Annotated in this window: 23 protein-coding genes; 13 read left to right on the top strand and 10 right to left on the bottom strand. The window is 73.6% G+C overall.

The window, feature by feature from the left end:
- The first annotated feature begins 9 nt into the window (after window positions 1–9).
- Window positions 10–1,401, top strand: a complete 1,392-nt coding sequence (locus tag ACETWP_RS16520; RefSeq protein ID WP_373973370.1) for an amidase — start codon at window positions 10–12, stop codon at window positions 1,399–1,401.
- 52 nt (window positions 1,402–1,453) lie between these two features.
- A complete protein-coding gene (locus ACETWP_RS16515; protein ID WP_373973369.1) occupies window positions 1,454–2,911 on the top strand; it encodes a peptide MFS transporter in 1,458 nt (485 codons plus the stop codon).
- A gap of 136 nt (window positions 2,912–3,047) precedes the next feature.
- Here ACETWP_RS16515 and ACETWP_RS16510 read toward each other — a convergent pair whose 3' ends face one another.
- Window positions 3,048–3,470 (bottom strand): DUF4190 domain-containing protein, encoded by a 423-nt coding sequence (locus tag ACETWP_RS16510; protein ID WP_373973368.1) that lies wholly within the window; start codon window positions 3,468–3,470, stop codon window positions 3,048–3,050.
- A gap of 101 nt (window positions 3,471–3,571) precedes the next feature.
- Here ACETWP_RS16510 and pgm point away from each other — a divergent pair, with 101 nt between their 5' ends.
- Entirely contained in the window at window positions 3,572–5,221 is a 1,650-nt protein-coding gene (gene pgm, locus ACETWP_RS16505; RefSeq protein WP_373973367.1) for a phosphoglucomutase (alpha-D-glucose-1,6-bisphosphate-dependent), read from the top strand.
- A gap of 110 nt (window positions 5,222–5,331) precedes the next feature.
- Here pgm and ACETWP_RS16500 read toward each other — a convergent pair whose 3' ends face one another.
- Window positions 5,332–5,886 carry an NADPH-dependent FMN reductase gene (locus ACETWP_RS16500; protein WP_373973366.1) on the bottom strand — a complete coding sequence of 185 codons (555 nt, stop codon included), beginning with the start codon at window positions 5,884–5,886 and terminating at the stop codon, window positions 5,332–5,334.
- A gap of 112 nt (window positions 5,887–5,998) precedes the next feature.
- Window positions 5,999–7,495, bottom strand: a complete 1,497-nt coding sequence (locus tag ACETWP_RS16495) for an aldehyde dehydrogenase family protein (protein ID WP_373973365.1) — start codon at window positions 7,493–7,495, stop codon at window positions 5,999–6,001.
- 133 nt (window positions 7,496–7,628) lie between these two features.
- Here ACETWP_RS16495 and ACETWP_RS16490 point away from each other — a divergent pair, with 133 nt between their 5' ends.
- The 6 genes from ACETWP_RS16490 (at window position 7,629) to ACETWP_RS16465 (ending at window position 14,286) form a co-directional block, all read left to right on the top strand.
- Window positions 7,629–8,627: a zinc-binding metallopeptidase family protein gene (locus ACETWP_RS16490; protein WP_373973364.1), complete on the top strand. Its 999-nt coding sequence runs from the start codon at window positions 7,629–7,631 to the stop codon at window positions 8,625–8,627.
- A gap of 141 nt (window positions 8,628–8,768) precedes the next feature.
- Window positions 8,769–9,599, top strand: a complete 831-nt coding sequence (thiM, locus tag ACETWP_RS16485; RefSeq protein ID WP_373973363.1) for a hydroxyethylthiazole kinase — start codon at window positions 8,769–8,771, stop codon at window positions 9,597–9,599.
- Complete coding sequence (gene thiE, locus ACETWP_RS16480; RefSeq protein WP_373973362.1) at window positions 9,596–10,330, top strand: thiamine phosphate synthase; 735 nt, start codon at window positions 9,596–9,598, stop codon at window positions 10,328–10,330. The genes thiM and thiE overlap by 4 nt, the downstream gene beginning before the upstream one ends.
- Window positions 10,327–11,847 (top strand): bifunctional hydroxymethylpyrimidine kinase/phosphomethylpyrimidine kinase, encoded by a 1,521-nt coding sequence (thiD, locus tag ACETWP_RS16475; RefSeq protein ID WP_373973361.1) that lies wholly within the window; start codon window positions 10,327–10,329, stop codon window positions 11,845–11,847. The genes thiE and thiD overlap by 4 nt, the downstream gene beginning before the upstream one ends.
- Before the next feature lie 81 nt (window positions 11,848–11,928).
- On the top strand, window positions 11,929–13,245 hold the full coding sequence (locus ACETWP_RS16470) for a uracil-xanthine permease family protein (protein WP_373973360.1): 1,317 nt from the start codon (window positions 11,929–11,931) through the stop codon (window positions 13,243–13,245).
- A 42-nt stretch (window positions 13,246–13,287) separates the two neighbouring features.
- A complete protein-coding gene (locus tag ACETWP_RS16465) occupies window positions 13,288–14,286 on the top strand; it encodes a hypothetical protein (protein ID WP_373973359.1) in 999 nt (332 codons plus the stop codon).
- 10 nt (window positions 14,287–14,296) lie between these two features.
- Here ACETWP_RS16465 and ACETWP_RS16460 read toward each other — a convergent pair whose 3' ends face one another.
- The 6 genes from ACETWP_RS16460 to ACETWP_RS16435 form a co-directional block, all read right to left on the bottom strand.
- Window positions 14,297–15,175, bottom strand: coding sequence for a glycerophosphodiester phosphodiesterase family protein (locus tag ACETWP_RS16460; RefSeq protein WP_373973358.1), 879 nt, complete (start codon window positions 15,173–15,175; stop codon window positions 14,297–14,299).
- Window positions 15,176–15,213: 38 nt separating this feature from the next.
- On the bottom strand, window positions 15,214–16,032 hold the full coding sequence (locus ACETWP_RS16455; RefSeq protein ID WP_373973357.1) for an HAD family hydrolase: 819 nt from the start codon (window positions 16,030–16,032) through the stop codon (window positions 15,214–15,216).
- Between the two features lie 20 nt (window positions 16,033–16,052).
- On the bottom strand, window positions 16,053–16,967 hold the full coding sequence (locus ACETWP_RS16450; protein ID WP_373973356.1) for a carbohydrate kinase family protein: 915 nt from the start codon (window positions 16,965–16,967) through the stop codon (window positions 16,053–16,055).
- A 35-nt stretch (window positions 16,968–17,002) separates the two neighbouring features.
- Complete coding sequence (locus ACETWP_RS16445; protein ID WP_373973355.1) at window positions 17,003–17,866, bottom strand: alpha/beta hydrolase family protein; 864 nt, start codon at window positions 17,864–17,866, stop codon at window positions 17,003–17,005.
- Between the two features lie 3 nt (window positions 17,867–17,869).
- Complete coding sequence (locus ACETWP_RS16440) at window positions 17,870–18,679, bottom strand: enoyl-CoA hydratase/isomerase family protein (RefSeq protein WP_373973354.1); 810 nt, start codon at window positions 18,677–18,679, stop codon at window positions 17,870–17,872.
- Between the two features lie 62 nt (window positions 18,680–18,741).
- Complete coding sequence (locus ACETWP_RS16435; RefSeq protein ID WP_373973353.1) at window positions 18,742–20,097, bottom strand: carboxylate--amine ligase; 1,356 nt, start codon at window positions 20,095–20,097, stop codon at window positions 18,742–18,744.
- A gap of 172 nt (window positions 20,098–20,269) precedes the next feature.
- Here ACETWP_RS16435 and ACETWP_RS16430 point away from each other — a divergent pair, with 172 nt between their 5' ends.
- Both ACETWP_RS16430 and ACETWP_RS16425 read left to right on the top strand, forming a co-directional pair.
- Window positions 20,270–21,658 carry an OFA family MFS transporter gene (locus tag ACETWP_RS16430; protein WP_373973397.1) on the top strand — a complete coding sequence of 463 codons (1,389 nt, stop codon included), beginning with the start codon at window positions 20,270–20,272 and terminating at the stop codon, window positions 21,656–21,658.
- Window position 21,659: 1 nt separating this feature from the next.
- Window positions 21,660–21,824 carry an MFS transporter small subunit gene (locus ACETWP_RS16425; protein WP_373973352.1) on the top strand — a complete coding sequence of 55 codons (165 nt, stop codon included), beginning with the start codon at window positions 21,660–21,662 and terminating at the stop codon, window positions 21,822–21,824.
- A 4-nt stretch (window positions 21,825–21,828) separates the two neighbouring features.
- Here ACETWP_RS16425 and ACETWP_RS16420 read toward each other — a convergent pair whose 3' ends face one another.
- A complete protein-coding gene (locus ACETWP_RS16420; protein WP_373973351.1) occupies window positions 21,829–22,542 on the bottom strand; it encodes a FadR/GntR family transcriptional regulator in 714 nt (237 codons plus the stop codon).
- A 135-nt stretch (window positions 22,543–22,677) separates the two neighbouring features.
- On the opposite strand from ACETWP_RS16420, the gene ACETWP_RS16415 reads away from it, so the two are divergent.
- Window positions 22,678–23,205: a gluconokinase gene (locus ACETWP_RS16415; protein ID WP_373973350.1), complete on the top strand. Its 528-nt coding sequence runs from the start codon at window positions 22,678–22,680 to the stop codon at window positions 23,203–23,205.
- Window positions 23,206–23,233: 28 nt separating this feature from the next.
- Window positions 23,234–24,634, top strand: a complete 1,401-nt coding sequence (locus ACETWP_RS16410) for a GntP family permease (protein WP_373973349.1) — start codon at window positions 23,234–23,236, stop codon at window positions 24,632–24,634.
- Window positions 24,635–24,725 lie beyond the last annotated feature (91 nt).

The following is a 24,725-nucleotide window of genomic DNA, read 5'->3' as shown; positions in this document are numbered from 1 at the left end:
GGGTTCCGCGTGGAGTTGCACGAGACCACCGCGGTCGGGCTGCGCGACCTGCTCGCGGCCGGCGAGGTGTCCGCCCGGGAGGTGGCGGGGCACTACCTGGGCCGCATCGAGGGGCTGAACCCGCTGTTGGGGGCCTTCGTGACGGTCACCGCCGACACCGCGCTCGAGGACGCCGCCCGGGCGGACGAGGCCCTCATCGCCGCCCGCCGCGCCGACCGCCCACCCGCGCCGCTGCACGGGATGCCGCTGGCCTGGAAGGACCTCTGGGAGGTCGCCGGCGTCCGCACCACTTACGGCACGGCCGCCCTGGAGCACGTCCGGGCCGACGCGGACCATCCGCTGGTCGCCCGCGTGCACGCCGACGGCGCCCTGAGCCTCGGCAAGACCCAGGTCCCGGAGTTCGGGCTGAACTGCTACTCGGAGAACCGCATCGCGGCCCCCGCCCGCAACCCGCTGGATCCGCGCCTCTCCCCCGGCGGATCCTCCGGCGGCAGCGCCGCGGCCGTGGCGGCAGGCATGCTCCCCTTCGCGCCGGGGAACGACGGCGGCGGCTCGGTCCGCATCCCCGCCGCCGCCTGCGGACTGGTGGGGCTGAAGCCGGGGCTTGGAACGGTGCCCACCGACCTCGGCAACGGCGTCCGCGACGCGTGGGGCGCCCCGCGCCTGGTCGTCTCCGGGCCGCTGGCCCGTGACGCCACGGACGCGGCGCTGCTGATGGACTCGCTCGTGGGCGGCACCGGGGGCGCGTACCTCGCGGCCGCGCGGGCCGCGTCCCCGGCCGGCGGGCGCCCGCTGTGCATCGGGGTGAGCCTCCGCTCCCCGTTCGAGACCCGCTACGACCTGGCCCTCGAGCCCGCGGCGCGCGCGGCGCTGGACGCCGGCGTCGCCCTCCTCGAGGCCGCGGGCCACCGGGTGGAGGATGCCGCGGTGCGCTACGACAACCGCTACGCGTCGGCGTTCCAGACCATCTGGACGGCCGGCCTGGCGGACGCGGCGATCCCGGCCGCCGGCGAGCCGCGGCTGACCCGCATCACGCGCGAGTTCCGTGACCGCGCGCTGCGCCGGCCCCCCGCGGACAAGCTGGCGGCCGCGGCGATCCTGCGCAGGATCGCCGAGGACTGCCGGGCGCAGTGGGGGCGCTACGACGCCGTGCTGACCCCCGCCCTGGCGCAGACCCCGCGCGAAATCGGCTACTACACGTCGCATGGTGCCGACGACGACTACCGGCTCCAGTGCCAATACACGCCCTTCACGTCCGTGGTCAACGTCGCCGGGGTCCCCGCCATCGTCCTGCCCACCCACACGACGCCCGAGGGGCTGTCCATGGGGGTCCAGCTCATCGGACGCCGCGGCTCCGAGGCGGGGCTGCTGGCGCTCGCGGCGCAGCTCGGGGGGGCGTGAGCGGGATCACTTAAGTGGGCATTCTCTCGTCCTTGACGGGAAAATCGTGTAAATGACCACCACCACCCAGACTCGGCCACGAGCCGAAAAGACGTTCTTCGGGCACCCCCGAATGCTGTCCACGCTCTTCAACGTCGAAATGTGGGAGCGTTTCTCCTTCTACGGCATGCAGGCCATCCTGGCCTACTACATGTACTTCTCCGTGGCCGAGGGCGGCCTCGGCATGGACCAGGGACTGGCCCTGAGCCTCGTCGGCGCGTACGGCGGCGGCGTGTACCTCAGCACCATCTTCGGAGCCTGGATCGCCGACCGCGTGCTCGGCCCGGAGCGGGTGCTGTTCTACACGGCCATCATGATCATGTCCGGCCACATCGCCCTGGCGCTGATCCCCGGCGGAACGGGCCTGGCGATCGGCCTGATCCTCGTGGCCGTGGGGTCCGGCGGCCTCAAGGCCACGGCGTCCTCGCTCGTGGGCAGCCTCTACGAGGAGAAGGACCCGCGCCGCGACGCCGGCTTCTCCATCTTCTACATGGGCGTGAACGCGGGCGCGCTGCTCGGCCCGCTGCTCACCGGCCTGCTGCAGCAGGAGCTGGGCTTCCACGTCGGCTTCGGCGCCGCGGCCGTGGGCATGGCCATCGGGCTCGCGGTCTACGCCGCCGGCCGGCGCCGGCTGCCCGAGGCCACGCAGCACGTGGCCAACCCGTTGCCGGCGAACCTGCGCTCGCGCTACGCACTCGCCGCCGCGGCCGCGCTGGCCGTCGTCGCGGCGCTGTTCGCCACCGGCGTCGTGACCACCGAGAACCTGGCCATGACCATCGCCTACGTGGTGATCGCCGCGTCGATCGCCTACTTCGTCGTCATCCTCGGTTCGCGGAAGGTCAGCGGGATCGAGCGCAAGCGCGTCACCGCCTTCATCCCGCTCTACGTCGCCTCCGCCGCGTTCTGGGCCCTGTTCCAGCAGCAGTTCACGTTCATCGCGGTCTATTCGGAGGAGCGGCTGGACCGCAACCTCTTCGGCTGGGAGATGCCGGCGTCGTGGGTCCAGTCGATCAACCCGGTGTTCATCATCGTCTTCGCGGCGGTCTTCGCGGCCCTGTGGACCCGGATGGGCACCCGCCAGCCCTCGACGGCCCTGAAGTTCGGCGGCGCGCTGGTCATCATCGGCATCGCGTACCTGATCTTCATCCCCCTCGAGTCGCTGGAAACCACCCCGCTGCTCGCCCTCGTCGGGATCCTGCTGCTGTGCACTTGGGCGGAGCTGCTGCTGAGCCCCATCGGGCTGTCCGTCGCGACCAAGCTGGCCCCGGCCGCGTTCACCACCCAGATGGTGGCGCTGTTCTTCCTGTCGGTCTCGCTCGGCACCACGCTGGCGGGCATCCTCGCCGGCTACTACACCGAGGGCAACGAGGTCCCGTACTTCGTCGCGCTCGGCGCCACCTCGATCGCGCTGGGCGTCGCACTGGCGCTGTCCGCCCCGGCGCTCAAGCGCCTCATGGGCGGCGTGAAGTAGGAACCACCGAGCAATCGGTCCGGCGAGGCCGGGTGCGGCGCGTCCACCGGCGCGCCGCACCCGGCCTCGGCCGTGTCGGCGGGACGGGCGGCGGGACGGGCAACGGTCGCAGCAGCCGTGGGCGTGGCACCCGGGCCTAGTTGGCGGCGTTCCAGTTGGTGGAGGCGATCCCGCCGAGGAACAGGCCCACAACGAGGATGAACAGGAGCCAGAGCCCGATCACCAGGTAGCCCATGACCAGCCCGGCGATCGCCATCGCGCGGCCCTCCGGCTCCCGGCGGAGGGCGATGTGCCCCAGCACCACGGCCCCGAGCTGCGGGACCAAGAGGAAGCCCCCCGTCGCGACGGCGACCACGCCGAACACCAGGGCGACGATGCTGAGCGTCTTCGGCGGGGCCGCCGGATAGCCGGCAGCCGGATAGCCGGGCGCCGGATGGCCGGCCGCCGGATGGCCCACGGCGGGGTACCCGGCCGGGGGATTCGTCGGCTCCGGACCGGGCACGGTGGACCAGGACGGGTGCTTCGGGTCGTTGAACGGCCGGTCCTGCTCGCTGCCCATGTTGCTCCTTCCGCACCGCGGCGTCGTTTTCCTCCAGTCTAGGGCGAGGAAATGTTGCACGCGGCGGCGCCAAGCGCGGCCCGATCTGCGAAGCTGTACCCATGGCCGAGAACCGAGCGGGCACCCGCGCCCTACCCCAGGACCTCATCGACGTCGACGCCGTGCTGAGCGCGTACTTCGACCTAGCCCCCGATCCGGCGGATCCCGACCAGCGGGTGGCGTTCGGGACCTCCGGGCACCGCGGCAAGTCGCTGAACGGCTCCTTCAACGAGAACCACATCGCCGCGATCACGCAGGCGATCGTCGAATACCGCGCCGGGCAGGGCATCACCGGGCCGCTCTTCGTCGGCAAGGACACCCACGCGCTCTCCGACCCGGCGCAGGACACCGCCCTGGAAGTCCTCGCGGCGAACGGCGTCCACGTGCTGCTGGACGCACGCGGCGCGTGGACGCCGACCCCGGCCGTCAGCCACGCGATCCTCGCCCACAACCGCGGCGGCTCCGGCGCGCAGGCGGACGGCATCGTCATCACACCCTCGCACAACCCGCCCTCGGACGGCGGCTTCAAGTACAACCCGCCGCACGGCGGCCCCGCCGACTCCGACGCCACGGGCTGGATCGCCGACCGCGCGAACGAACTGCTCGAGGCGGGCCTGGCGGGCGTGAAGCGCGTGCCGCTGGCCCAGGCCAAGGCGGCGGATACCGTGGGCTCCTACGACTTCCTGTCCGCATACGTCGACGACCTGCCGTCCGTGCTGGACATCGACGCCATCCGCGGCGCGGGCGTGCGCATCGGCGCCGACCCGATGGGCGGGGCGTCCGTGGACTACTGGGGGGCGATCGGCGAGCGGCACCGGCTGGACCTGACGGTCGTCAACCCGACCGTGGACCCGCGCTGGGCCTTCATGACGCTGGACTGGGACGAGAAGATCCGCATGGACTGCTCCTCGCCGTCGGCGATGGCGTCGCTGATCGCCACGGTGCGCGACGGCGGCGACGCCTACGACATCGCCACGGGAAACGACGCCGACGCCGACCGGCACGGCATCGTCACCCCGGACGCCGGGCTGATGAACCCGAACCACTACCTGGCGGTGGCGATCGACTACCTCTACCGGCACCGCCCGCTGTGGCCGGCCGACGCCGGCGTCGGCAAGACGCTGGTCAGCTCGTCGATGATCGACCGCGTGGCGCAGTCGCTGGGCCGCAAGCTGGTCGAGGTGCCGGTGGGCTTCAAGTGGTTCGTCCCGGGCCTGCTGGACGGCACCGGGGTGTTCGGCGGCGAGGAGTCCGCGGGCGCCAGCTTCGTCCGGTTCGACGGCTCGGCCTGGACCACGGACAAGGACGGGATCCTGCTGGCGCTGCTCGCCTCGGAGATCCAGGCCGTCACCGGCGCCTCGCCGAGCCGCCGGTACGCCGACCTGGCCGCTGAGTTCGGCGCCCCGGCCTACGCCCGGATCGACGCGGCGGCCAACCGTCGGCAGAAGGCGGCGCTGGCCAAGCTCTCCGCCGGGGACGTGACGGCCACGCAGCTGGCCGGCGAAACCATCACCGCCAAGCTGACGGAGGCGCCGGGCAACGGCGCCGCCATCGGCGGGCTGAAGGTCACCACCGAAAGCGCGTGGTTCGCCGCCCGCCCCTCCGGCACGGAGGACGTGTACAAGATCTACGCCGAGTCGTTCAAGGGGGCCGCGCACCTGGCCCAGGTGCAGGCCGAGGCGAAGGCGCTGGTCGACTCAGTCATTGGCTGACGCTCTCCCGGGCGGCAGACGGAACGAGGGACCCCGCGGACGGGGTCCCTCGTGCTGCGCCGGGCCGTCGCGGCCCGGTGGCGCCGGGTTCCGGCGCCGGCCGCCGGCGCCTAGTTCTTCTCGGCGGCGGCGCGGATGCCGGCGAGCACCTCGGCGACCTGGCCGGCGACCTCGGCGTCGTCCTTCGGGTGGGTCTCGGCGAAGCGCACCAGGGAGTTCGGGATGGACAGCTTGACGTCCTCGAGGACGTTCGCGCCGGCGATGCCAACGGCCTTGCGGGCCTCGTCCTGCGCCCACACGCCGCCGAACTGGCCGAAGGCCGTGCCAATGACGGCGGCCGGCTTGCCGGACACGGCGCCGGCGCCGAACGGGCGGGACAGCCAGTCGATGGCGTTCTTCAGCACCGCGGGCATGGTGCCGTTGTACTCCGGGGAGACCAGCAGCAGCGCGTCGGCGGAGCCGGCGGCCTCGCGCAGGGCGGTGACGGAGGCGGGGACGCGGCCCTCGACGTCGACGTCCTCGTTGTAGAAGGGCAGGTCCGCGAGGCCGGGGAAGACGTTGACGTCGACGCCCTCGGGGGCGTTCGCGGCCGTGGCCTCGGCGAGCTGCATGTTGGTGGAACCGCTGCGGAGGGATCCGACGAGGGTGAGAACCGTGGTGGTCATGGGGGAACTCCTTGGCATGGGGGATGCGGCGAACAGCACCGTTGATCTTTCAATAGATTCAACCGCATGCATCCACGGAATGTTCCCGTCCCGCCCGTGAGGCTGGACACACCTACATCAGCTTGCGCAGCACCTTCGTCTTGGCCCAGCCGTACGGCGGGTAGACGGCCTTCAGGGTGTCCAACATGGCCGTCTTGGACAGCACCGGCCGCAGCTGGCTGAACGTCTCGAAGCCGTACTTGCCGTGGTAGTTGCCCATGCCCGAGGGCCCCACGCCGCCGAAGGGCAGCCCCGGCACGGCCAGGTGGGCGTTGCACACGTTGTGCCCGATGCCGCCGGCGCGGACCCGGTCCTCGAACACGGACTGCAGCCGCGGCTTCTCGCTGAACAGGTACGCCGCCAGCGGCGCGGGGCGCGCGTTGACGAAGCGCACCGCGGCGTCGAAGGACTCCACGCGGATGATCGGCAGGATCGGGCCGAAGATCTCCTCGCGCATCAGCGGCGACTCCACGTCGACGCCCGCCAGCACGGTCGGCTCGATGTACAGCGCCTCGGCGTCGCGCCCGCCCCCGGAGACCAGCGTCCCGGGCCCCTGCGCGGCGGCGTCCAGGAAGCCGGCCAGGCGGTCGAAGTGGCCGCGGTTGACGATCCGCCCGTAGTCGCGGCTCTTGGCCGGGTCCTTGCCGTAGAAAGCGTTGATGGCGCGGGGCAGGTGCTTCTCCAGCTCCGCGGCGGCCGGCCCGACGGCCAGGACGTAGTCCGGCGCCACGCAGGTCTGGCCCGCGTTCAGGAACTTCCCGTACGCCAGCCGCCGCGCGATCGCCGCGTAGCTGCCGTCCACCACGACGGCGGGGCTCTTGCCCCCCAGCTCGAGGGTCACGGGCGTGAGCTGGCGCGCCGCCGCCTCGGCCACGATGCGGCCCACGCGGTCCCCGCCGGTGTAGAAGATGTGGTCCCAGCGCTGCGCGAGCAGCGCCTGGCTGGTTTCCGCGCCGCCCTCGACGACCGCCACCGCCCGCGCGTCCAGGTACTGGGGCACCAGGCGGGCGAGGAGCGCGGAACTCGCGGGGGCCGCCTCGGAGGGCTTGAGCACCGCGCAGTTGCCGGCCGCCAGCGCGGCGACCAGCGGGGAGAGGACGAGCTGGACGGGGTAGTTCCACGGGCCGATGATCAGCACCAGTCCCAGCGGCTGCGCCTCCACCTTCGCCGACGCGGGCTGGAACGCCACCGGCACGCGGACGTGCCGGGCCTCCATCCACTCCGTCAGGTGGAGCTGCGCGTGGTCGATCTCGGCGCGGACCAGGTCCAGCTCGGACAGGCGGGCCTCGACCTCGGGCTTGCCGAGGTCCGCGGCGAGGGCGTCGAGGACGTCCTGCGCGTGCTCCTCCAGCAGCCGCTCCAGCGCCCGCAGCTGGGCCGCCCGGAACCGGCGGGGATGCGCCAGCCGGGAGTCGGCGGAGTCGCGCAGCCGGCCGACGGTCTCGTTGACCCGCGGCCCGGGGGCTCCCGCGGCGGCCGCGTCGGTGGACGGGACGGCGGTTTCCTCGGCGGACGGGACGGCGGGCGCGGCCGGCGCGGCGGGGGCCCTGCGGCCGGAGAAGATACCCATACATCGACAGTAGCCGCGCCCGGTTGCCGCCGCCATGCGGCGGCGCCGGACGGGACCGGCAGGGCTCCGGCAGGGCTCCGGCAGGGCACCGGACGGAACCGGCACGGCACGGGAACCCCGGTAGGCTCTGGGGGTGAAGAAACATGCCTGCAGGAACTGCCGCTCCGCCCTGTTTTTCGAGAACTCCCGCTGCGCGGGCTGCGGGTCCGACCTCCGGTATTCCCGGAAGGAGCGCGCCATCGTTCCGCTGGACGCGAGCGGGGCGTACGTCGACCGGGACGGAAAGTCCTGGCACGTCTGCCGGAACCTCGGGCTCTCCGGCTGCACGTGGCTGGCGGACCGGGAGGGAGGCCAGTGCTTCGGCTGCGGCCTGACCCGCACCCGGCCGAACGACGCCGACGCCGCGGGCCTGTCCCAGTTCGTGGACGGCGAGCGCGCCAAGCGCCGGCTGATCGCCGAGCTGGACGCGCTGGGGCTGCCGATCGTCACGCGGTCGGAGGATCCCCAGGGGGGCCTGGCGTTCGACCTGCTCTCCAGCGCGGACGCGAACGTGGTCATCGGCCACGCCGACGGCGTCATCACCATCGACCTCGCCGAGACGGAGGACGCGTACCGCGAGCGGATGCGCGCGCAGCTCGACGAGCCCTACCGCACCATGCTCGGCCACTTCCGCCACGAGGTCGGGCACTACTTCGAGACCGTGCTCGTGTTCGCCGACGGGGAGCGGACGCGCGCCGCGCGCGCCCTCTTCGGCGACGACACCAAGGACTACCAGGCGGAGATCGACCGGCACTACGCGGAGGGCGCCCCGGAGGGCTGGCCCGAGCGCCACATCTCGCGCTACGCCACCATGCACCCCTACGAGGACTTCGCGGAGACGTTCGCGCACTACCTCCATATCCGCGACACGCTGGACACCGCGCGCGAGCACGGGCTGGCCCCGGGCGCCCCGGCCGCGGGGGCCGCGGACGGGAGCGCCTCCTTCCGCGACGTCGTCCTGGACGCGTGGCTCCCGCTGTCGGTCGCCCTGAACGAGGTGAACCGCAGCATGGGGGCCAACGACCTCTACCCCTTCGCGATCCCGGACGCCGTGCTGGACAAGCTGGAGTTCATCGACTCCCTGATCCCCTGACGGGGACGCAACATTCGCCGAGGGCGACCCTCTGCCGCTAGGCTCCCTCACATCGACTCGGGGTGTCCCGGCCGCCGGCCAGGACTGAGATAACACCCGTACTCACCTGATCTAGCTAGCACTAGCGGAGGGATGTCGCCCATGGATTCCCGTGCGCCTTCACACCTTGTTCCACCACCCGTCTCCCCCGCGCTGGCCGCGGAGAGCCTGGCGCGGGTCCGCGCCACGGCGCCACTCGTCCAGTGCCTGACCAACACCGTGGTCGCGAACTTCACGGCCAACGTGCTGCTCGCCGCGGGGGCCTCGCCGGCCATGGTCGACGTCCCCGGCGAGGCCGGGGGGTTCGCGCGCATCGCCTCCGGCGTCCTCGTGAACCTCGGCACGCCGCACCGCGCGCAGCGCGAGGGCATGGTGGAGGCCGCCCGGGCGGCTCACGAGGCCGGCACCGCGTGGGTCCTCGACCCCGTCGCGGTCGGCGCCCTGGGGCTGCGCACCGACTTCGCCCGCCTGCTGGTCGAGCTGCGTCCCGGCGTCGTGCGCGGAAACGCCTCGGAGGTCATGGCCCTCGCGGGATGCGGCGCCGGAGGCCGTGGGGTCGACGCGACCGACGGCGTCGAGGCGGCCGGCGAGGCGGCCACGGCCTTGGCCCGCCGAACGGGCGGCGTTGTGGCGGTCTCCGGGGCCGTGGACCTGATCACCGACGGCGGCAGCGTGGTCCGCGTCCACGGCGGCAGCGCGGCGCTGACCCGCGTCACGGGCGGCGGCTGCGCGCTGGGCGCGCTCGTCGCGGCCTTCTGCGCGGTGTCCCGCGACCCGTTCGCCGGCACGGTCGCGGCACACGCCTTCTACGCCGTCGCGTCCGAGACCGCGGACGCGGCCTCCTCCGGGCCGGGCAGCTTCGCCGTCGCGTTCCTGGACGCGCTGTCCGGCACGACGCCGGACGAGCTCGCCGGGCGGGCGGTGCTGCGGTGAGCGCCGCGGACGCCTCCCGCCGGGACGGGCCGGGGCGGCCCCGCTTCGGTCACCACGCCTTCGACCTGGGGCTCTACCTGGTGGCCGACGGGGACAGCGCGAACGGTCGACCGCTGGCGGAGATCGTCGCGGCGGCGGTCGAGGGCGGAGCGACCTTCGTCCAGCTGCGCCGCAAGGACGCCCCCGCGCGGGCGTTCCTGGACGACGTCGCCGCCTGCGCCGCGTACACCGCCGGGCGCGCCGCCCTCGTCGTCAACGACCGTGTCGACGTGTACCTGGCCGCGCGCGCCGCCGGGGTGCGCGTGGACGGCGTACACATCGGGCAGTCGGACCTCCCCGCGCCGCTGGTGCGGCGGCTGCTGGGGCCCGGCGCCATCCTGGGCCTCAGCGCCGGCACGCCCGCCGAGCTCGCCGCGCTCGCGGCGATGCCGGCCGGGACGGTCTCCTACCTGGGGACCGGCGCGGTGCGGCCCACTCCCACGAAGCCGGACCACCCCGATACCCTCGGCTTCGTCGGACTGGCGGAGTTCGCCGCCGCCGCTCCCCTGCCGTGCGTGGCCATCGGCGGGCTGGGGCACGGCGACGCCGCGGCCGTGGCGGACGCCGGGGCCGCCGGCATGGCCGTGGTCCGCGCGATCTGCGCGGCCGACGACCCCGCGGCCGCCGCCCGTTCCCTGCGTGCGGAGTGGGACGCGGCGTCGGCCGCGCTCCGGCTGGGGACCCGCGCGTGAGCGCCGTCCCCAACATCCTGTCCATCGCCGGCTCGGACCCCTCCGGCGGCGCCGGCATCCAGGCGGACCTCAAGTCGATCGCGGCGTGCGGCGGCTATGGCATGGCCGCCATCACCGCGCTCACGGCGCAGAACACGCGCGGCGTAACCGGCGTGCACATCCCGCCGGCGGAATTCCTGTCCGCCCAGCTGGCGGCCATCTCCGAGGACGTCCGCGTCGACGCGGTCAAGATCGGCATGCTCGGCACCGCGGGGGCCATCCGCGCGGTGACCGGCTGGCTCCGGACCCTCCCCCGGGTCCCGGTGGTGCTGGATCCCGTGATGGTCGCCACCAGCGGGGACCGGCTGCTGGCCGCCGACGCCGACGCCGCCCTGCGCGCGCTGCTCCGCATGGTCGACGTCGTGACTCCCAACCTCGCCGAACTCGCCGTGCTGGCCGGCGAACCGACCGCCCCGTCGTGGGAGCGGGCCCTGACGCAGGCGCGGGCCGTGGCCGCCGAGTACGGGGTCCTGGTGCTGGCGAAGGGCGGCCACCTCGCCGACCGCCGCGGCGGTTGCCCCGACGCGCTCGTGGACTCCCGCGGCGTCGTGCTGGAGGTCGTGGCCGACTGGGCGAACACCCGGAACACCCACGGGACCGGCTGCTCGTTGTCCTCCGCGCTCGCGACGCTGTACGCGCGGACGGGAAGCTGGCCGGATGCCCTGCGGCTGGGCAAGGCGTGGCTCGGCCGGGCCCTGGCGGACGCGGACGCGCTCGACGTCGGCTCGGACGCGGGCCACGGGCCGGTCCACCACTTCGCGGGCCTCTGGGCCGGGGAGCGGCCGCCGTCCCCGGCGGCTTTGGTCGACACGTGGTGGGACGCGATCGCCGGCGTGAGGGAGGACATCGACGCGCTGGCGTTCGTCCGGGGGCTCAAGGACGGGACGCTGGCCCGCGCGGACTTCGAGCACTACCTCCGGCAGGACGCCCTGTACCTGCGCACCTACGCGCAGGCCCTGTCCCGCGCCTCGGCGCTGGCGCCGGACGCCGGACAGCAGCGGTTCTGGGCCTCCGCGGCCGCCGGCTGCCTCGAGGAGGAGCTGCAGCTGCACCGCACGCGGCTCGGCTCCGGCCCGCCGCCCGAACCGAGCGCCACCACGGCCGCCTATTTGAACCACCTCACGGCCTCCGGGCGGACGTACCCGGTGCTCGTCGCGGCGATCCTGCCGTGCTTCTGGCTGTACCAGGACACGGGCTCCCGGCTCGCCGCCGCCCACCGGGACGGGCACCCGTACGCGGACTGGCTCGCGGCCTACTCCTCCGTCGAATTCGACCGGGCGACGCGCGAAGCCGTCGCCGTCGTCCAGAAAGTGGCGCTGCGTGCGCGCGAGGACGAGGTCGCGGACATGCGCCGGGCCTTCGTCGAGTCCGCGCGGCACGAGCTGCTGTTCTTCGCGCAGACCGAAGCCGATGGCGACCCCGGAGGCTCCGGGGCGGCCTTCGGGTCACCGCGGTGGGCCGTGGCGCGGGCGGAGTAGGATTCCGTGAGGGTTCCGGACGGGCCGCCACCGCGGCGCCGCGCCGCCGCCCCTGCCCAGCACCCCTCCCGGAAGGCCCCCATGAGCAACCCCCTCGGCTTCGGCTGGACCCTGCACGGCGACGGCAAGACCATCCGCCCGGGCACCGTCGTCGCGCCCGACGAACGGTTGAACTGGTTCCAGACCACGGGCATCGGCGTCCAGCACGTGATGGCGATGTTCGGGGCGACCGTCCTGGTCCCGACCATCACGGGGTTCCCCGTGACCACCACGCTGCTGTTCTCCGGCATCGGCACGCTGCTGTTCCTGATCATCACGGCCGGCCGCGTCCCCAGCTACCTGGGCTCGTCGTTCGCGTTCATCGCGCCCGTCATGGCCTCGATGAGCGCCCACGGGATGGCCGGCGCCCTCGGCGGGATCGTGGCCTCCGGCGTCGCCCTGTTCCTCGTCGGCCTGGTGGTCCAGAAGGCCGGCACGGGATGGATCCACGCCCTGATGCCGCCGGTCGTCATGGGCACCATCGTCGCGCTCATCGGGCTGAACCTGGCCACGACCACGACGGCGGCCATCGAGGAGGTGCCGCTGACCACCTTCGCCACGGTCGGGGCGATCGTCCTGTCCGCGGTGCTGTTCCGGGGCCTGCTGGGGCGCCTGTCCATCCTGGTCGGCATCGTCGTCGGCTACCTGGTGGCGCTGGCCCAGGGCCAGGTCCGGTTCGACTCCGTGGGCGAGGCCGGCTGGGTCGGCCTGCCGCCGTTCGCGTTCCCCGAGTTCCACCTCGACGTGCTGGCGCTGTTCATCCCGGTCGTGTTCGTGCTGGTCGCCGAGAACATCGGCCACGTCAAGACCGTGGCCCTCATGACCAACCGCCCGCTCGACGACGTCAACGGCCGCGCGCTCATGGCCGACGGCGCCGCGACGGTCCTCGCCGGCTTCGGCGGCGGCTCCGGCACCACCACCTACGCCGAGAACATCGGCGTCATGGCCTCGTCCCGCGTCTACTCGACCGCCGCCTACTGGGTGGCCGGCACCGTGGCCATCCTCGTCGCCTTCCTGCCCAAGTTCGGCGCGCTGATCAACACCATCCCGGCCGGGGTCAGCGGCGGCGCCGGGATCGTGCTGTACGGCATGATCGGCATCATCGGCGCACGCCTGTGGGTGCAGAACCGGGTGAACTTCTCCAACCCGATCAACCTGATGACCGCCGGCACGGGCCTCATCATCGCGATCTCCAACCCGACGCTGGCGGTCGGCGGGATGCAGTTCGGGGGGATCGCGCTGGGCACGGCCGCGACCCTGGTGATCTTCCACGCGATGACCTCGATCGCGCGGGTCCGCGGCACCGAGCCGACCGACGCGCCGGAGGACGAGGGCACGCAGCCGAGCAAGCTCGGCTAGCGGCGCCGGGGTCCCGCCCGGCCCGGACGCTAGGATGGCCGGATGGCCGCGTGGAACGACGAGTGGGAAACCGAACGCTGGAGGGCCGCGGCCCACGAGTGGATCTCCGGCGTGCTCGCCTCCTACGGGCTGGGGCCGGCGGGGCCCTACGAGCCCCGCGGGACGCACCTGTGGTCCACCGAGATCGGGGTCCCCACAGACCACGGCCCGCTGGTCTTCAGGGCCAACTGCCCCGGGCAGCTCGCCGAGGCCTCCGTGGCTTCCGCGGCCGCCGCCTTGGCCCCCGCGCAGCTGGTCATGCCGCTGGCCGTCGACGCCCCGAGGGGGTGGATGCTTTCCCCCGACTACGGGCAGGCCCTGCGGCCGCTGCCGGCGGCCGACGAACGGTCCTGGACCCGCCTGGTCCGCGACTTCGCGCGCGTGCAGCTGGACCTCCTGCCCTTCGGTGACGAGCTGTTCGACGCCGGCCTGCTGCAGCTGGATCCCGCGTGGCTGCCGGCCCACGTCGAGGACCAGGTGGCGCTGCACGCCTCCCTGCCCCCGGGACATCCGCTCCGCCTCGCCGAGGACGACGCGGCGGGGCTGCGCTCCGGCATGTCCGAGGTCCGGCGCATGTGCGGCCTGCTGGCCGCGGGGCCCGTCCCGCTGAGCCTGGACCACCACGACCTGCGCCGCGGCGCCGCGCTGGTGCCGACCGCCGCGGGCGAGCCGTTGCGCTTCACCGGCCTGCGCGGCGCGTACTGGGCCCACCCGTTCTCCTCGCTCGGCGTCCCCGTCCGCGAGATGTGCGCGGAGCTGCGCACCACGCCCGCGGACCCGCGCGTCGCACGGGTCGTCGCGGCCTACCTGGAGCGGTGGGGCGAGTACGGCACCGTGGACGAGCTGCGGCCCTACGTGGAACCGGCCCTGCGCCTGGGCCGGCTGCGGGAGCACGGCACGTGGATGCGCATCCTGGCCGGCGCCGCGGACGCCGACGTCGCCCGGTACGCGCCGCGCGCCCTGCGTCCGCTGGCGGAGCTGACGCGGCCGGTCCTGGGCTGAGCACCCCCGGTCAGGGCGCGCCGGACCGGTCGGCGCCGCGGTCGAGGGGGCGCTGCGGCCAGCAGCCGCGCTCGGCCATCACCGCCGCCAACACGTCGGCGCGGTCCGACATCAGCCCGTCGACGCCGAGGTCCAGCAGGCGGTGCATCTCGTCGGGCCGGTCCACCACCCACACGTGCACATGCAGCCCGGCCGCGTGGGCGCGGCGCACGAACCCCGGGGTCACCACCGTCACCGACCCGTGGCGCACCGGGACCTGCAGGGCCGCGACGCCGCGCAGCAGCGGCCGCAGGACGGGCATCAGCCCGAGCGGGCCGAGGAACGTCGCCAGGGCGATCGTCGGCGCGCCGCCGCTGGTCGCGATCGGCACGCCGAGCTCGCGCAGCAGCCGCCGCCTCCTGGAGTCGGCGAAGGACGCGACCAGCACCCGGTCCTGCGCCCCGTGGAGGGCCACCGCGCGGGCCAGCAGCGCGGCCGAGCGCGCGTCCTTGACGTCCACGTTGAGCCGCACATCCGGCCACTCGGCCAAGAGCTCCTCGAAGGCGGGAATCGGCTCCCTGCCGGCGACGCGCAGCCGCCGCAGCTCGCCGAACGCGTGGTCGCCCAGCCGGCCGGACCCGTCCGTCACCCGGTCCAGGGTCTCGTCGTGGAACACCATGAGCCGTCCGTCGCGGCTGGCGCGCACATCCAGCTCGAGGTAGCGGAAGCCCAGCCCGACGGCGGCGCGGAACGCCGCCATGGTGTTCTCCTCGCCCCGCGGCGCGAAGCCGCGGTGCGCGAAGGCCAGCGGCCAGGGCGCCGGAACGGAGCCGGGTCCCGGAGCCGGGGCTGGCGGGTCCGTGAGCGGTTGCCGCAGGAAGGGGACGTCCGCGGCGCGATGGGATCTCACGGGGCAGATGATACCGCCTTCCCCGCGTGGACGCGCCGCTAGGGCCGCCGGGCGGCGCGTGCCCCGAGGAGGTCCTCGAGGACGCGCGCGACGCCGTCGTCCGCGAGGCTCCCGGCGACGCGCCCCGCGGCCGCCTTGGCCAGCGCGTGTCCGGAGCCCATGGCGTAGCCGTGCCCGGCCCAGCCGAGCATCTCGACGTCGTTCGGCATGTCGCCGAACGCCACGACGTCCTCGGCGGCGATGCCGCGCCCCGCGGCGTAGACCTCCAGCGCGACGGCCTTGTTCACGCCGGGGCGCGCCATCTCCAGCATCGCGACGCCGGGGGCGGAGTGCGTGACCGCCACCAGGTGTCCCACGGCCGGGTGGACCGCCTCGAGGAACTCGTCGGCCGTGTAGCGCAGGGACTTGGCCATGAACTTGACCACGCCCTCCTCGCCGAGGCGCCGCATCGGGAAGCGGGCCGGGACGACGCCCTCCAGCAGGTGGTGCCCGACGTCGTCGACGAAGTCCGGTTCCAGGTACAGGCCGCGGGTGGTCTCCGCGGCGAAGCGCGCCCCGGGCTCGAGCCCGAGGATCAGGGACCGCGCGTCGCGGACGGCACCGGTCCCGAGCGTCTTGGCGTCGAGCACCAGCTCGGCCTCGAGGTCGTACACGAGCGCCCCGTTGGAGCAGATGACCGTGCCGAGGTGCCCGAACGCCCGGCGCACCGGCCCGAGCCAGCGGAACGGCCGGCCGGTGACGAACACGATCTCCACGCCGGCGTCGCGCGCCGCGTGGAACGCGCGCACGGTCCGCGCGGAGATCGTTTCGTCGGGGTGCAGGATGGTGCCGTCGAGGTCGCTCGCGATCAGGCGCATGGGTTCTCCGGGCTGCCCGGCTACGGGATCTCGTGGCGGTACGGCGGATTCGCGCCGGCACGCGACACGGTCACGGCCGCGGCGCGCGCGGCGTAGGAGAGGATCTCGCCCAGCTGGCCCGGCGTCAGGGCGTGCAGGTCCCCGCGGTGTGCGGAACCCACCAGCTCGCGGTCCACCAGGGCCGACAGCAGGGCCGCCATGAAGGAGTCGCCGGCCCCGACGCTGTCAACGACGTCGACCACGGGCGCCTCGGCGCGGGCCGGGCCCCCGGCCACGAGGCCCCAGGGACCGCGGGAGCCGTAGGTGGCGACGACCATCGCCGGGCCCAGCTCGAGCCAGGTCTGGCACGTCTCCTCGACGCTGCGGTGCGGGTAGAGCCACTCGAGGTCGCTGTCGCTGGCGCGAACCACGTCGCTGAGCTCCACGAAGCGCTCGACCTGGGCCACCGCCTCGCCGTGGTCCTCCATGAAGCTGGGGCGAACGTTCGGGTCGAAGGAGATGGTCGCGTGCGGGCGCGCGCGGCGGACCGCCTCCAGCACCGTGGTGGCGCCCGGCTCCAGGATGGTGGCGATGGAGCCGGTGTGCAGCAGCTGCGCGTCGTCGAGGGCGCGCGGGGCGACGGCCTCGAAGCCGGACAGGTCCCAGACCAGGTCGAAGTCGTAGGTGGCGGCGCCGACGGGATCCAGCACGCCGCGGGCCGTGCTGGTGGGCAGGCCGTCCGGCGGCAGCACCTCCTGCACGTCGTTGGCCCGCAGGTGCTCGTGGATCATGCGGCCGTAGCCGTCGTCGCCGTAGCGGCCGACGAACGTGACGGGATGGCCGAGCCGGGCCAGCCCGACGGCAACGTTCATGGGGCTACCGCCGACGTAGCTCTCCGGGGCGGACATGCCGCCGGACAGGACGTCTACCAGGGCCTCACCAATGACTGTCAGCACAACTCAACCTCACCCTCGGTGTTGACGCGGTGAACTCAATATACCGGTCGGGCGGCGCCGCCGCGGCCGCGGGGCCGTCCCGGCGCAGCGCCCGGCCGGTCCCGGCGCGCGCCGGTGAGCTCGGAGAGGGCGTCCACGCAGGCCTCCCAGGCCGCGGTGCCCGGGGTGATCGGCGCGAAGTGGTCCCCCGGCATCCAGGCGAAGCGGGCGGGGTCGCCCGCCGCCCGGGCGGCCCGCGCGTATCCCCGGGACAGCGCGTCCGGGACGGCGTCGTCGGCGTCGCCGTGGAGCGCCACGACGGGCACGCCGATGGGCAGCATCCGCGCCGGGTCCGCGAGCGCCCAGCGCTCCGGGTCGCGCTCCGGGTCGGCTCCCATCAGCTCCCGCGCCGCCCCGTCGCTCAGGCCGAGGCGCCCGGCCTCGGCGAGGTCCAGCACGCCCGCCTGGCTGACCACGCCCGCCGGCCGCACGGCGGGGCCGGAACCGGGGGCGCCGGCGGGCAGGGTGTGCCGCCCCGCCGCCCAGGCGCCGAGGTGGCCGCCGGCCGAGTGGCCCACCACGACGACGGGTCCCGGCTCCAGCCCCAGGGACCCGAGGACGGGGGCCAGCAGGTCGATCCCGGCCGCCACGTCCTCGAACGTCTCCGGCCACCCGCCGCGGTCGCCCTCCGGGCCGCCGGTGCGCCGGTACTCCAGGTTCCAGGCCACCCAGCCGCGGGCGGCCAGGTCCGCGGCCAGCGGCCGCCCGAGCCCGGCGTCGTACCGGGCGCGCCAGTAGCCGCCGTGGACGAGGACCGCCGTGCCGGGACGGGTGCGCGCGGCCGGCAGGTAGAGCTCGGCGTACTGGCTGGGGGCGGGGCCGTAGCGGTGCGTGCCGGGCGGCGCCGCGGGGGCGGTCACGGGCTACCGCCCCGGGAAGACGGGCGTCTCCTTGGCCAGGAACGCCGCGCGGCCGGCCACGGAGTCCTCGGTGGTGAACGCCTCGTGGAAGCTGCGCGCCTCGAGCTCCAGGCCGGCCTCGACGTCGAGCCCGTAGATCCCGTTCAGGGCGGACTTGGCGTTGGCGACGGCGGTCGGCGCCTTGGTGGCGATCTCCGCAACCGTGGCCTTCGCCGCGGCCATCAGGGCCTCGGCGTCGGGGAACACGGCGTTGGCCAGCCCGATGCGCAGCGCCTCGTCCGCCGGGACGCGCCGCCCGGTGTAGATCAGCTCCCGCGCCTGGCCCACGCCGACCCGCTGCTGCAGCCGGACGGAGCCGCCGAAGCCCGGCACCAGCCCGAGGTTCACCTCCGGCTGGCCGAAGCTCGCGTTGGCCGAGGCGTAGATGAAGTCGCAGGCCATCGCCAGCTCGCAGCCGCCGCCCAGCGCGAAGCCGTTCACCGCGGCGACCACGGGCACGGGCAGGGCCTCGAGCCGGAGGGTGACCTGGTGCATGCGCCGCGCGTACGCCTCGGCCTCATCGGCACCCATGGCGGACATCTCGCGGATGTCGGCCCCCGCGACGAACGCCTTGGCGCCGGCGCCCGTCAGGATCATCCCGCGGACGGGCCAGTCGCCGTCCCTGCCGATCCCCGCCAGGACGCCGGTGAGCGCGAGCAGGTCGTCGACGACCTGGCCGGCGAGCGCGTTCATCGCCTGCGGCCGGTCGACCGTCACCACCAGGGCGGGCCCGTCGGCCTCGACCGCCAGCGTTGTGTACGTTCCCCAGTCCATGGTGTGCTCCTTCGACGTCGTGTGGGCTCCAGCATGCCAGAGCGGCGGCGGACCCGCCGGGGCTACGCCTCGCGCGGCGGGTACTGGCGGAACTTCCGGAACTGGTTCAGCGAGCTCAGCGCGATGTACAGCAGCCGCCGCGGGTGCCGCTCGGCGCGGTAGCGCAACGGGTTCGCGACCCGTCCGGCCCGCATCAGCCGGGCGGCCTTCTCCCCCACCGGGCCGCGCAGGTGCCGGCGCAGCAGCGCCAGCGGCAGCACGGTGTAGAGGACCTCCTCGCGCAGGATCTCCGGGCCGGTGCCCGCGCCCGCCACCGTGGTGCCGGCGATCGTGCCCGCGTTGGTTCCCGCGCCGGCGCCCGCCGGGGGGACGGCGGCGGCACCGGCGGCGGCCTTCCCCGGGCGCGCGCCGGCGTCGTACCCCTCGCCCAGGTACTCGCGGACGTAGAAGCGGGCCGCGTTGTGCCCCGCGGCGGTCAGGTAGAAGTGGTTGCGGCCCAGCCGCGGGTTGAGCTCGAAGAACTTGACGACGCCGTCGCGCGGGTCCAGCTTGGCGTCGAACATCGCGAAGCCCGTCCAGCCGAGGTGCTCGAGGACGCGCCGCCCCTGCTCGATGACCTCCTCGTTCACGGCCGTGACGATGCCCGCGGAGTTCCCCAGCACGATCGGGGCGTGCTCCTCGACGACGACCTCGCCGTAGCCGGCGAACCGCACCGTGCCGGAGCGGTCGGAGAAGTAGGTGCACAGGCGCATGTTGGTGTCCCCGCCGGGAACGAGCTCCTGCAGGATGAACGGCTCGCCGTAGCCGGAGGCGGCGATCCGGTCCAGCAGGTCCCCAAGCTCCGTGCGGTCGGCGATGGTGTGGATCTTCTGCTTGCCGGCGAACTTCGCGCGGACCCACGCGGAGCTGTCCGCGGGCTTGCCGATCAGCGGGAAGGGCAGGTCGTCCGGGAGCGGCTGCGGGTGGGCGTCCGTCCGGTAGGCGAGGGTGCGCGGGTGCGGGACGCCGAGCTCGTCGCACAGCGCGTAGAAGTTCTGCTTCAGGGCGGCCCGCTCCATGGTCGCCAACGGCACGTACGGGATGGTGTACCACGGCTCCAGCGCCGCCCGGTGGCGCGTGATCAGCATGACCTGCAGGTCGAGCGAGCCGCAGAGCAGCAGCGGGCGGGGGTTCGCGCCGTCCGCGGTCAGCTCGCGCGCCAGCTCCAGCAGGTGCGCGACGACGGCGTCCTCGTCCACCATGGTCCCGGCGGGCCGGACGTCGATCGCCACCGAGTGCTCGAGCACGCCGTTGGACCCGGCGGGCACGGCGGCGCAGACGGCGCCGTAGGCCTCGTGGAACTCGCGGGCCAGCGAGTACGTGCCGATGTCGCCGCCCAGGATGACGGGGACGAAGGGCTGGGAGTCGGGAATGCGCATGGCATCTAACCTATCGGCACCGCGGCCGCGACGCCTCGGCGGGCGGACCCGAGCGCGCCATCCGCGTCCGCATGTACTGTGAGAGGCACCACACTTGCTGGAGGCAACGATCCCAGGCCCCGCGGGCGGGGCCGGCGCCGCGACCGACCACCCCGACCACGAGGAGGCCCCCTTGGGCTGGCTTGACCGTTCACATTCCGTCGCCCCTCCGGGCTTCAACCGCTGGCTCATCCCGCCGGCCGCGCTGGCCGTGCACCTGTGCATCGGGCAGGCCTACGCCACCAGCGTCTACAAGACGTCGCTCGTGGAGCACTTCCAGACCAGCCAGACGGCCATCGGGGTCATCTTCTCCATCGCGATCGTGATGCTGGGCCTGTCGGCCGCCATCATGGGCACCTGGGTGGAGCGCAGCGGACCGCGCAAGGCCATGTTCGCGGCGGCGTGCTTCTGGGCGGCCGGCTTCCTGGTCGGCTCGCTGGGGATCTCCACCGGGCAGTTGTGGCTGGTCTACGTCGGCTACGGCTTCCTCGGCGGCATCGGCCTTGGCATCGGCTACATCTCCCCGGTCTCCACGCTCATCAAGTGGTTCCCCGACCGGCCGGGCATGGCCACCGGCATGGCCATCATGGGCTTCGGCGGCGGCGCCATGATCGCGTCCCCGATGTCCACGCAGCTGCTGCGCGGCTTCGACCCGGAGTCCGGCGCGCAGGGCTGGGTGGCCAGCGGCGATTCCGTCGCGAAACTCTTCCTCACGCTGGGCATCGTCTACTTCGTGGTCATGATGTACGGGGTCTTCAGCATCCGCGTCCCCGCCGAGGGGTGGCGCCCCAACGGCTGGGACCCGTCGATGGCCAAGCGTTCCGGACTGGTCACGCGGAACAACGTCTCGGCGTCGAACGCCATCAAGACCCGGCAGTTCTGGCTGCTGTGGACCGTGCTCTTCCTGAACGTCACGGCGGGCATCGGCATCCTCGAGCAGGCCTCCCCGATGATCCAGGACTTCTTCCGCGCGGACGACGGCGTCTCCGCGGTCAGCGCGGCGGTCGCCGGCGGCTTCGTGGGCCTGCTGTCGATCGGCAACATGGCGGGCCGCTTCGCCTGGTCCAGCACCTCCGACCTCATCGGCCGGAAGAACATCTACATGGTCTACCTCGGCGTCGGCGCCCTGCTCTACGTGGGCCTGGCCCTGATCGGGGGGACCAACCGGTTCCTGTTCATCCTGCTGGCGTTCGTCATCATCAGCTTCTACGGCGGCGGCTTCGCCACCGCTCCGGCCTACCTGAAGGACCTCTTCGGCACGTTCCAGGTCGGCGCGATCCACGGGCGCCTGCTCACGGCCTGGTCCGCCGCGGGCATCGCCGGGCCGATGATCGTCAACGGCATGCTGGACGCCCAGGGCAAGCCCGGCACCCTCAGCGCCGAGAACTACCAGCCGGTGCTGCTGACCATGGTGGCGCTGCTCGTCGTCGGATTCGCCGCCAACCTGCTCATCAAGCCCGTGGACCGGAAGTTCCACGAGCCGGAGAAGACCCCCGTCCCCGAGTTCGCAAAGGAGGCCTGACATGGCCGCATCCCCGGGATCCGCGGCCCACGCCGGCCCCGACCGCCACGACGTCCCCACCAACACGGCGGCCGGCCGGCTGGCGCTCGGCTGGCTGCTGGTCGGCGTCCCGCTGGCCTACGGGGTGACCCAGACGCTCGCGCGCGTCGCCCAGCTGTTCCAGTAGCGGGTTAGGCGTCGCCCAGATCGGCCTCGAGCGCAGCGCGCACCTCGTCGACGAGGTGCTGCATGTGCCGCTCGGCGCCGGCGGAGTCGCCCGCGGCGACGGACCGCGCCACGGCCTCGTGCTCCTCGAGGGCCTCGCGGCGGGGGTTGAACGGCATCAGCCCCTGCCGCGTCCGGCCCGTGAGGACCTCCTCCACGACCCCGCCGAGCGCCGCGAACATCGAGTTGCCGCTGGAGGTCAGCAGGAGGCGGTGGAACTCGATGTCCACCTTCAGGAACGCCTCCAGGTCCCCCGCCTCGCCCCAGCGGCGCAGGTCCGCGGCGAGCCGCAGGACGTGCTCCCGCGCCGCGGCGTCCGCCCGGCGCGCGGCGCCGGCCGCGGCGAGCGGCTCGACGGCGATGCGCAGCTCGGTCAGCTCGGCGTACTGGCGCTCGCGGCCCGGCCCGGCGAGCTTCCAGCGGATGACCCGCGGATCGTACGGCGCCCAGAACCGGGGCTCCTGCACCACCAGGCCCAGGCGGCGCTTGGGGTAGACCAGCCGCAGGGACTCCAACACCCGCATGCAGTCGCGCATGACCGTGCGGGAAACGCCGAAGCGGGCCTGCAGGCTCTCCAGCGTGAGCCGGTCCCCGGGGGCGAGCACCCCGTCGACGATTTCCCGGCCGAGCGCCTCGACGATGGGTTCCTGGAGCACCTCGGCGCCGGCGGGCATTTGCATGCCTTCATCCTAGCCAGCGCGCCCGCGCTGCGGACCAAAAAGGTACTACCTTTGCGCCGTTAAAGGTGTTATCTTTTCCGTACCGGATGCGCCACCCCGCCTCCAGGCCAACGACGTCCTTTCAGGAGATCTGCCATGGCACCATCGAACCCGGCGCCCGCCCCCGTCCATCTGGTGGTGATGGGCGTCTCCGGATCCGGCAAGACCACGCTGGCCGCGCTGCTGGGACAGCGCCTGGACTGCCCCGTGGCCGAGGCCGACGAGTTCCACCCCGCCGCCAACATCGCCAAGATGGCCTCCGGCACGCCCCTGACCGACGAGGACCGCTGGCCCTGGCTGGGCGCGATCCGCGACTGGATGACGGACAACGCCGCGTCCGGCCGCGGCAGCATCGTCACCTGCTCGGCACTCAAGCGCAGCTACCGCGACCTCCTGCGCGAGGCCTCCGGCGTCGTGCGCTTCGTGCACGTCACGGGCGACCCGGCGCTCGTCGCCGAGCGCATGCGGCACCGGTCCGGGCACTTCATGCCCGAGACCCTCCTGCCCAGCCAGCTCCAGGCGCTCGAGCCGCTCGGCGCCGGCGAGGACGGGCTGACGCTGGCCAACGACTCCACCCCCGAAGACCTCGCGGACCGGGCCCTCGCGGCGCTCGGCCTGCGCTGACCGACCCCGACCGCCCTACGGAGAACACATGACCATCGAAGGCTGGACCCAAACCCTGGGCGCCGGACCGCTGCTCGGCATCGCCGCCGTCGCGATCCTCGCGCTCCTGTTCCTCATCATCAAGCTGCGGATGCACGCGTTCGTCGCGCTGATCCTGGTCTCCCTGCTCACCGCCTTCGCCACGGGCATCCCCGCCGACTCGGTCGTGTCCGTCCTGACCCAGGGCTTCGGGTCGACCCTCGCCGCCGTCGCACTGCTGGTCGGCCTCGGCGCGATGCTGGGACGCATCGTCGAGGTCTCGGGCGGCGCCAAGGTCCTCGCCGACCACCTGATCCGGGCCTTCGGCGAGAAGCGCGCGCCCTTCGCCCTCGGCGTCGCCTCGCTGATCTTCGGCTTCCCGATCTTCTTCGACGCCGGGCTCATCGTCATGCTGCCCGTGGTCTTCGCCGTCGGCCGCCGCCTGGGCGGATCGGTCCTGCTCTACGGCCTGCCGGCCGCGGGCGCCTTCTCCGTGATGCACATCTTCGTGCCGCCGCACCCGGGCCCCGTGGCCGCGAGCGAATTCTTCGAGGCGAACGTCGGCTACGTGCTGCTGATCGGCCTCGTCGTGGCGCTGCCCACCTGGTACGTCACCAGCTACCTCTTCGGTAAGTGGGCCGGCAAGAAGTGGAACCTCCCGATCCCGAACATCCTGGGCCAGGCCGACGCCGCGCACGAGGCCAACCCGCCCCGCTTCGGCACCGTCGTGGGCGTCCTGCTCCTGCCGCTGGTCCTGATCTTCCTCAACACCGGGCTGAACACGCTCAACGCGGCCGGCGCACTCCCGGAGGGCTCCGAGGACGCCGCCTGGTACCAGATCCTGCGCACCATCGGCGAGACCCCCGTCGCCCTGCTCATCTCGCTGCTCGTCGCCGCCGTCGCCCTCGGCATGCGCCGCGGCATGGACAAGTCGGCGATCGAGCAGGTCATGGAACAGGCCCTCGGGCCCGTCTGCTCGGTCATCCTGATCACCGGCGCCGGCGGCATGTTCGGCGGCGTGCTGCGCGCCTCCGGCATCGGCGACGCCCTGGCCGACGTGCTCGGCGACCTCGGCGTCCCGCTGATCCTGGCCGGGTTCATCATCGCCGGCGTGCTGCGCATCGCCCAGGGCTCGGCGACCGTGGCCCTGACCACCGCCGCGGGGCTGCTCGCCCCCGCCGTCGCCGCCGCCGGGCTCAGCGAGGTGCAGCTGGCCACCATGGTCATCGCCGTCGCCGCCGGCTCCGTCATCGCCTCGCACGTCAACGACTCCGGCTTCTGGCTCGTCGGCCGCTTCTTCAACATGGACGTCAAGACCACGCTGAAGACCTGGACCGTGCTGGAGACGCTCATCGGCTTCGTCGGCTTCGGCCTGGCCGCCGCGATCTTCGCGCTGGCCTCGATCGGCTAACTCCGCCCCCCCGGCCGGAACGCTCCGCGGACAAGGTGCCCGCCCCCTCGGGGGCGGGCACCTTGTCCGTAGCGGGCACCTTATCCGTGGC

Source organism: Arthrobacter halodurans (genome assembly GCF_041877255.1).
Lineage (GTDB): Bacteria > Actinomycetota > Actinomycetes > Actinomycetales > Micrococcaceae > Arthrobacter_N > Arthrobacter_N halodurans.
Note: the sequence above shows the minus strand (reverse complement) of the source record. Positions and strands in the feature narration are given on the sequence as shown.

Coding starts and splice junctions, on each gene's coding strand:
- ACETWP_RS16425 (WP_373973352.1), top strand. CDS start 21,660: ATGGCCGCATCCCCGGGATCCGCGGCCCACGCCGGCCCCGACCGCCAC.
- ACETWP_RS16465 (WP_373973359.1), top strand. CDS start 13,288: ATGGCCGCGTGGAACGACGAGTGGGAAACCGAACGCTGGAGGGCCGCG.
- thiM (WP_373973363.1), top strand. CDS start 8,769: ATGGATTCCCGTGCGCCTTCACACCTTGTTCCACCACCCGTCTCCCCC.
- ACETWP_RS16510 (WP_373973368.1), bottom strand. CDS start 3,470: ATGGGCAGCGAGCAGGACCGGCCGTTCAACGACCCGAAGCACCCGTCC.
- ACETWP_RS16415 (WP_373973350.1), top strand. CDS start 22,678: ATGGCACCATCGAACCCGGCGCCCGCCCCCGTCCATCTGGTGGTGATG.
- ACETWP_RS16420 (WP_373973351.1), bottom strand. CDS start 22,542: ATGCAAATGCCCGCCGGCGCCGAGGTGCTCCAGGAACCCATCGTCGAG.
- ACETWP_RS16470 (WP_373973360.1), top strand. CDS start 11,929: ATGAGCAACCCCCTCGGCTTCGGCTGGACCCTGCACGGCGACGGCAAG.
- ACETWP_RS16515 (WP_373973369.1), top strand. CDS start 1,454: ATGACCACCACCACCCAGACTCGGCCACGAGCCGAAAAGACGTTCTTC.
- ACETWP_RS16440 (WP_373973354.1), bottom strand. CDS start 18,679: ATGGACTGGGGAACGTACACAACGCTGGCGGTCGAGGCCGACGGGCCC.
- ACETWP_RS16495 (WP_373973365.1), bottom strand. CDS start 7,495: ATGGGTATCTTCTCCGGCCGCAGGGCCCCCGCCGCGCCGGCCGCGCCC.
- ACETWP_RS16410 (WP_373973349.1), top strand. CDS start 23,234: ATGACCATCGAAGGCTGGACCCAAACCCTGGGCGCCGGACCGCTGCTC.
- pgm (WP_373973367.1), top strand. CDS start 3,572: ATGGCCGAGAACCGAGCGGGCACCCGCGCCCTACCCCAGGACCTCATC.
- ACETWP_RS16500 (WP_373973366.1), bottom strand. CDS start 5,886: ATGACCACCACGGTTCTCACCCTCGTCGGATCCCTCCGCAGCGGTTCC.
- ACETWP_RS16435 (WP_373973353.1), bottom strand. CDS start 20,097: ATGCGCATTCCCGACTCCCAGCCCTTCGTCCCCGTCATCCTGGGCGGC.
- ACETWP_RS16455 (WP_373973357.1), bottom strand. CDS start 16,032: ATGCGCCTGATCGCGAGCGACCTCGACGGCACCATCCTGCACCCCGAC.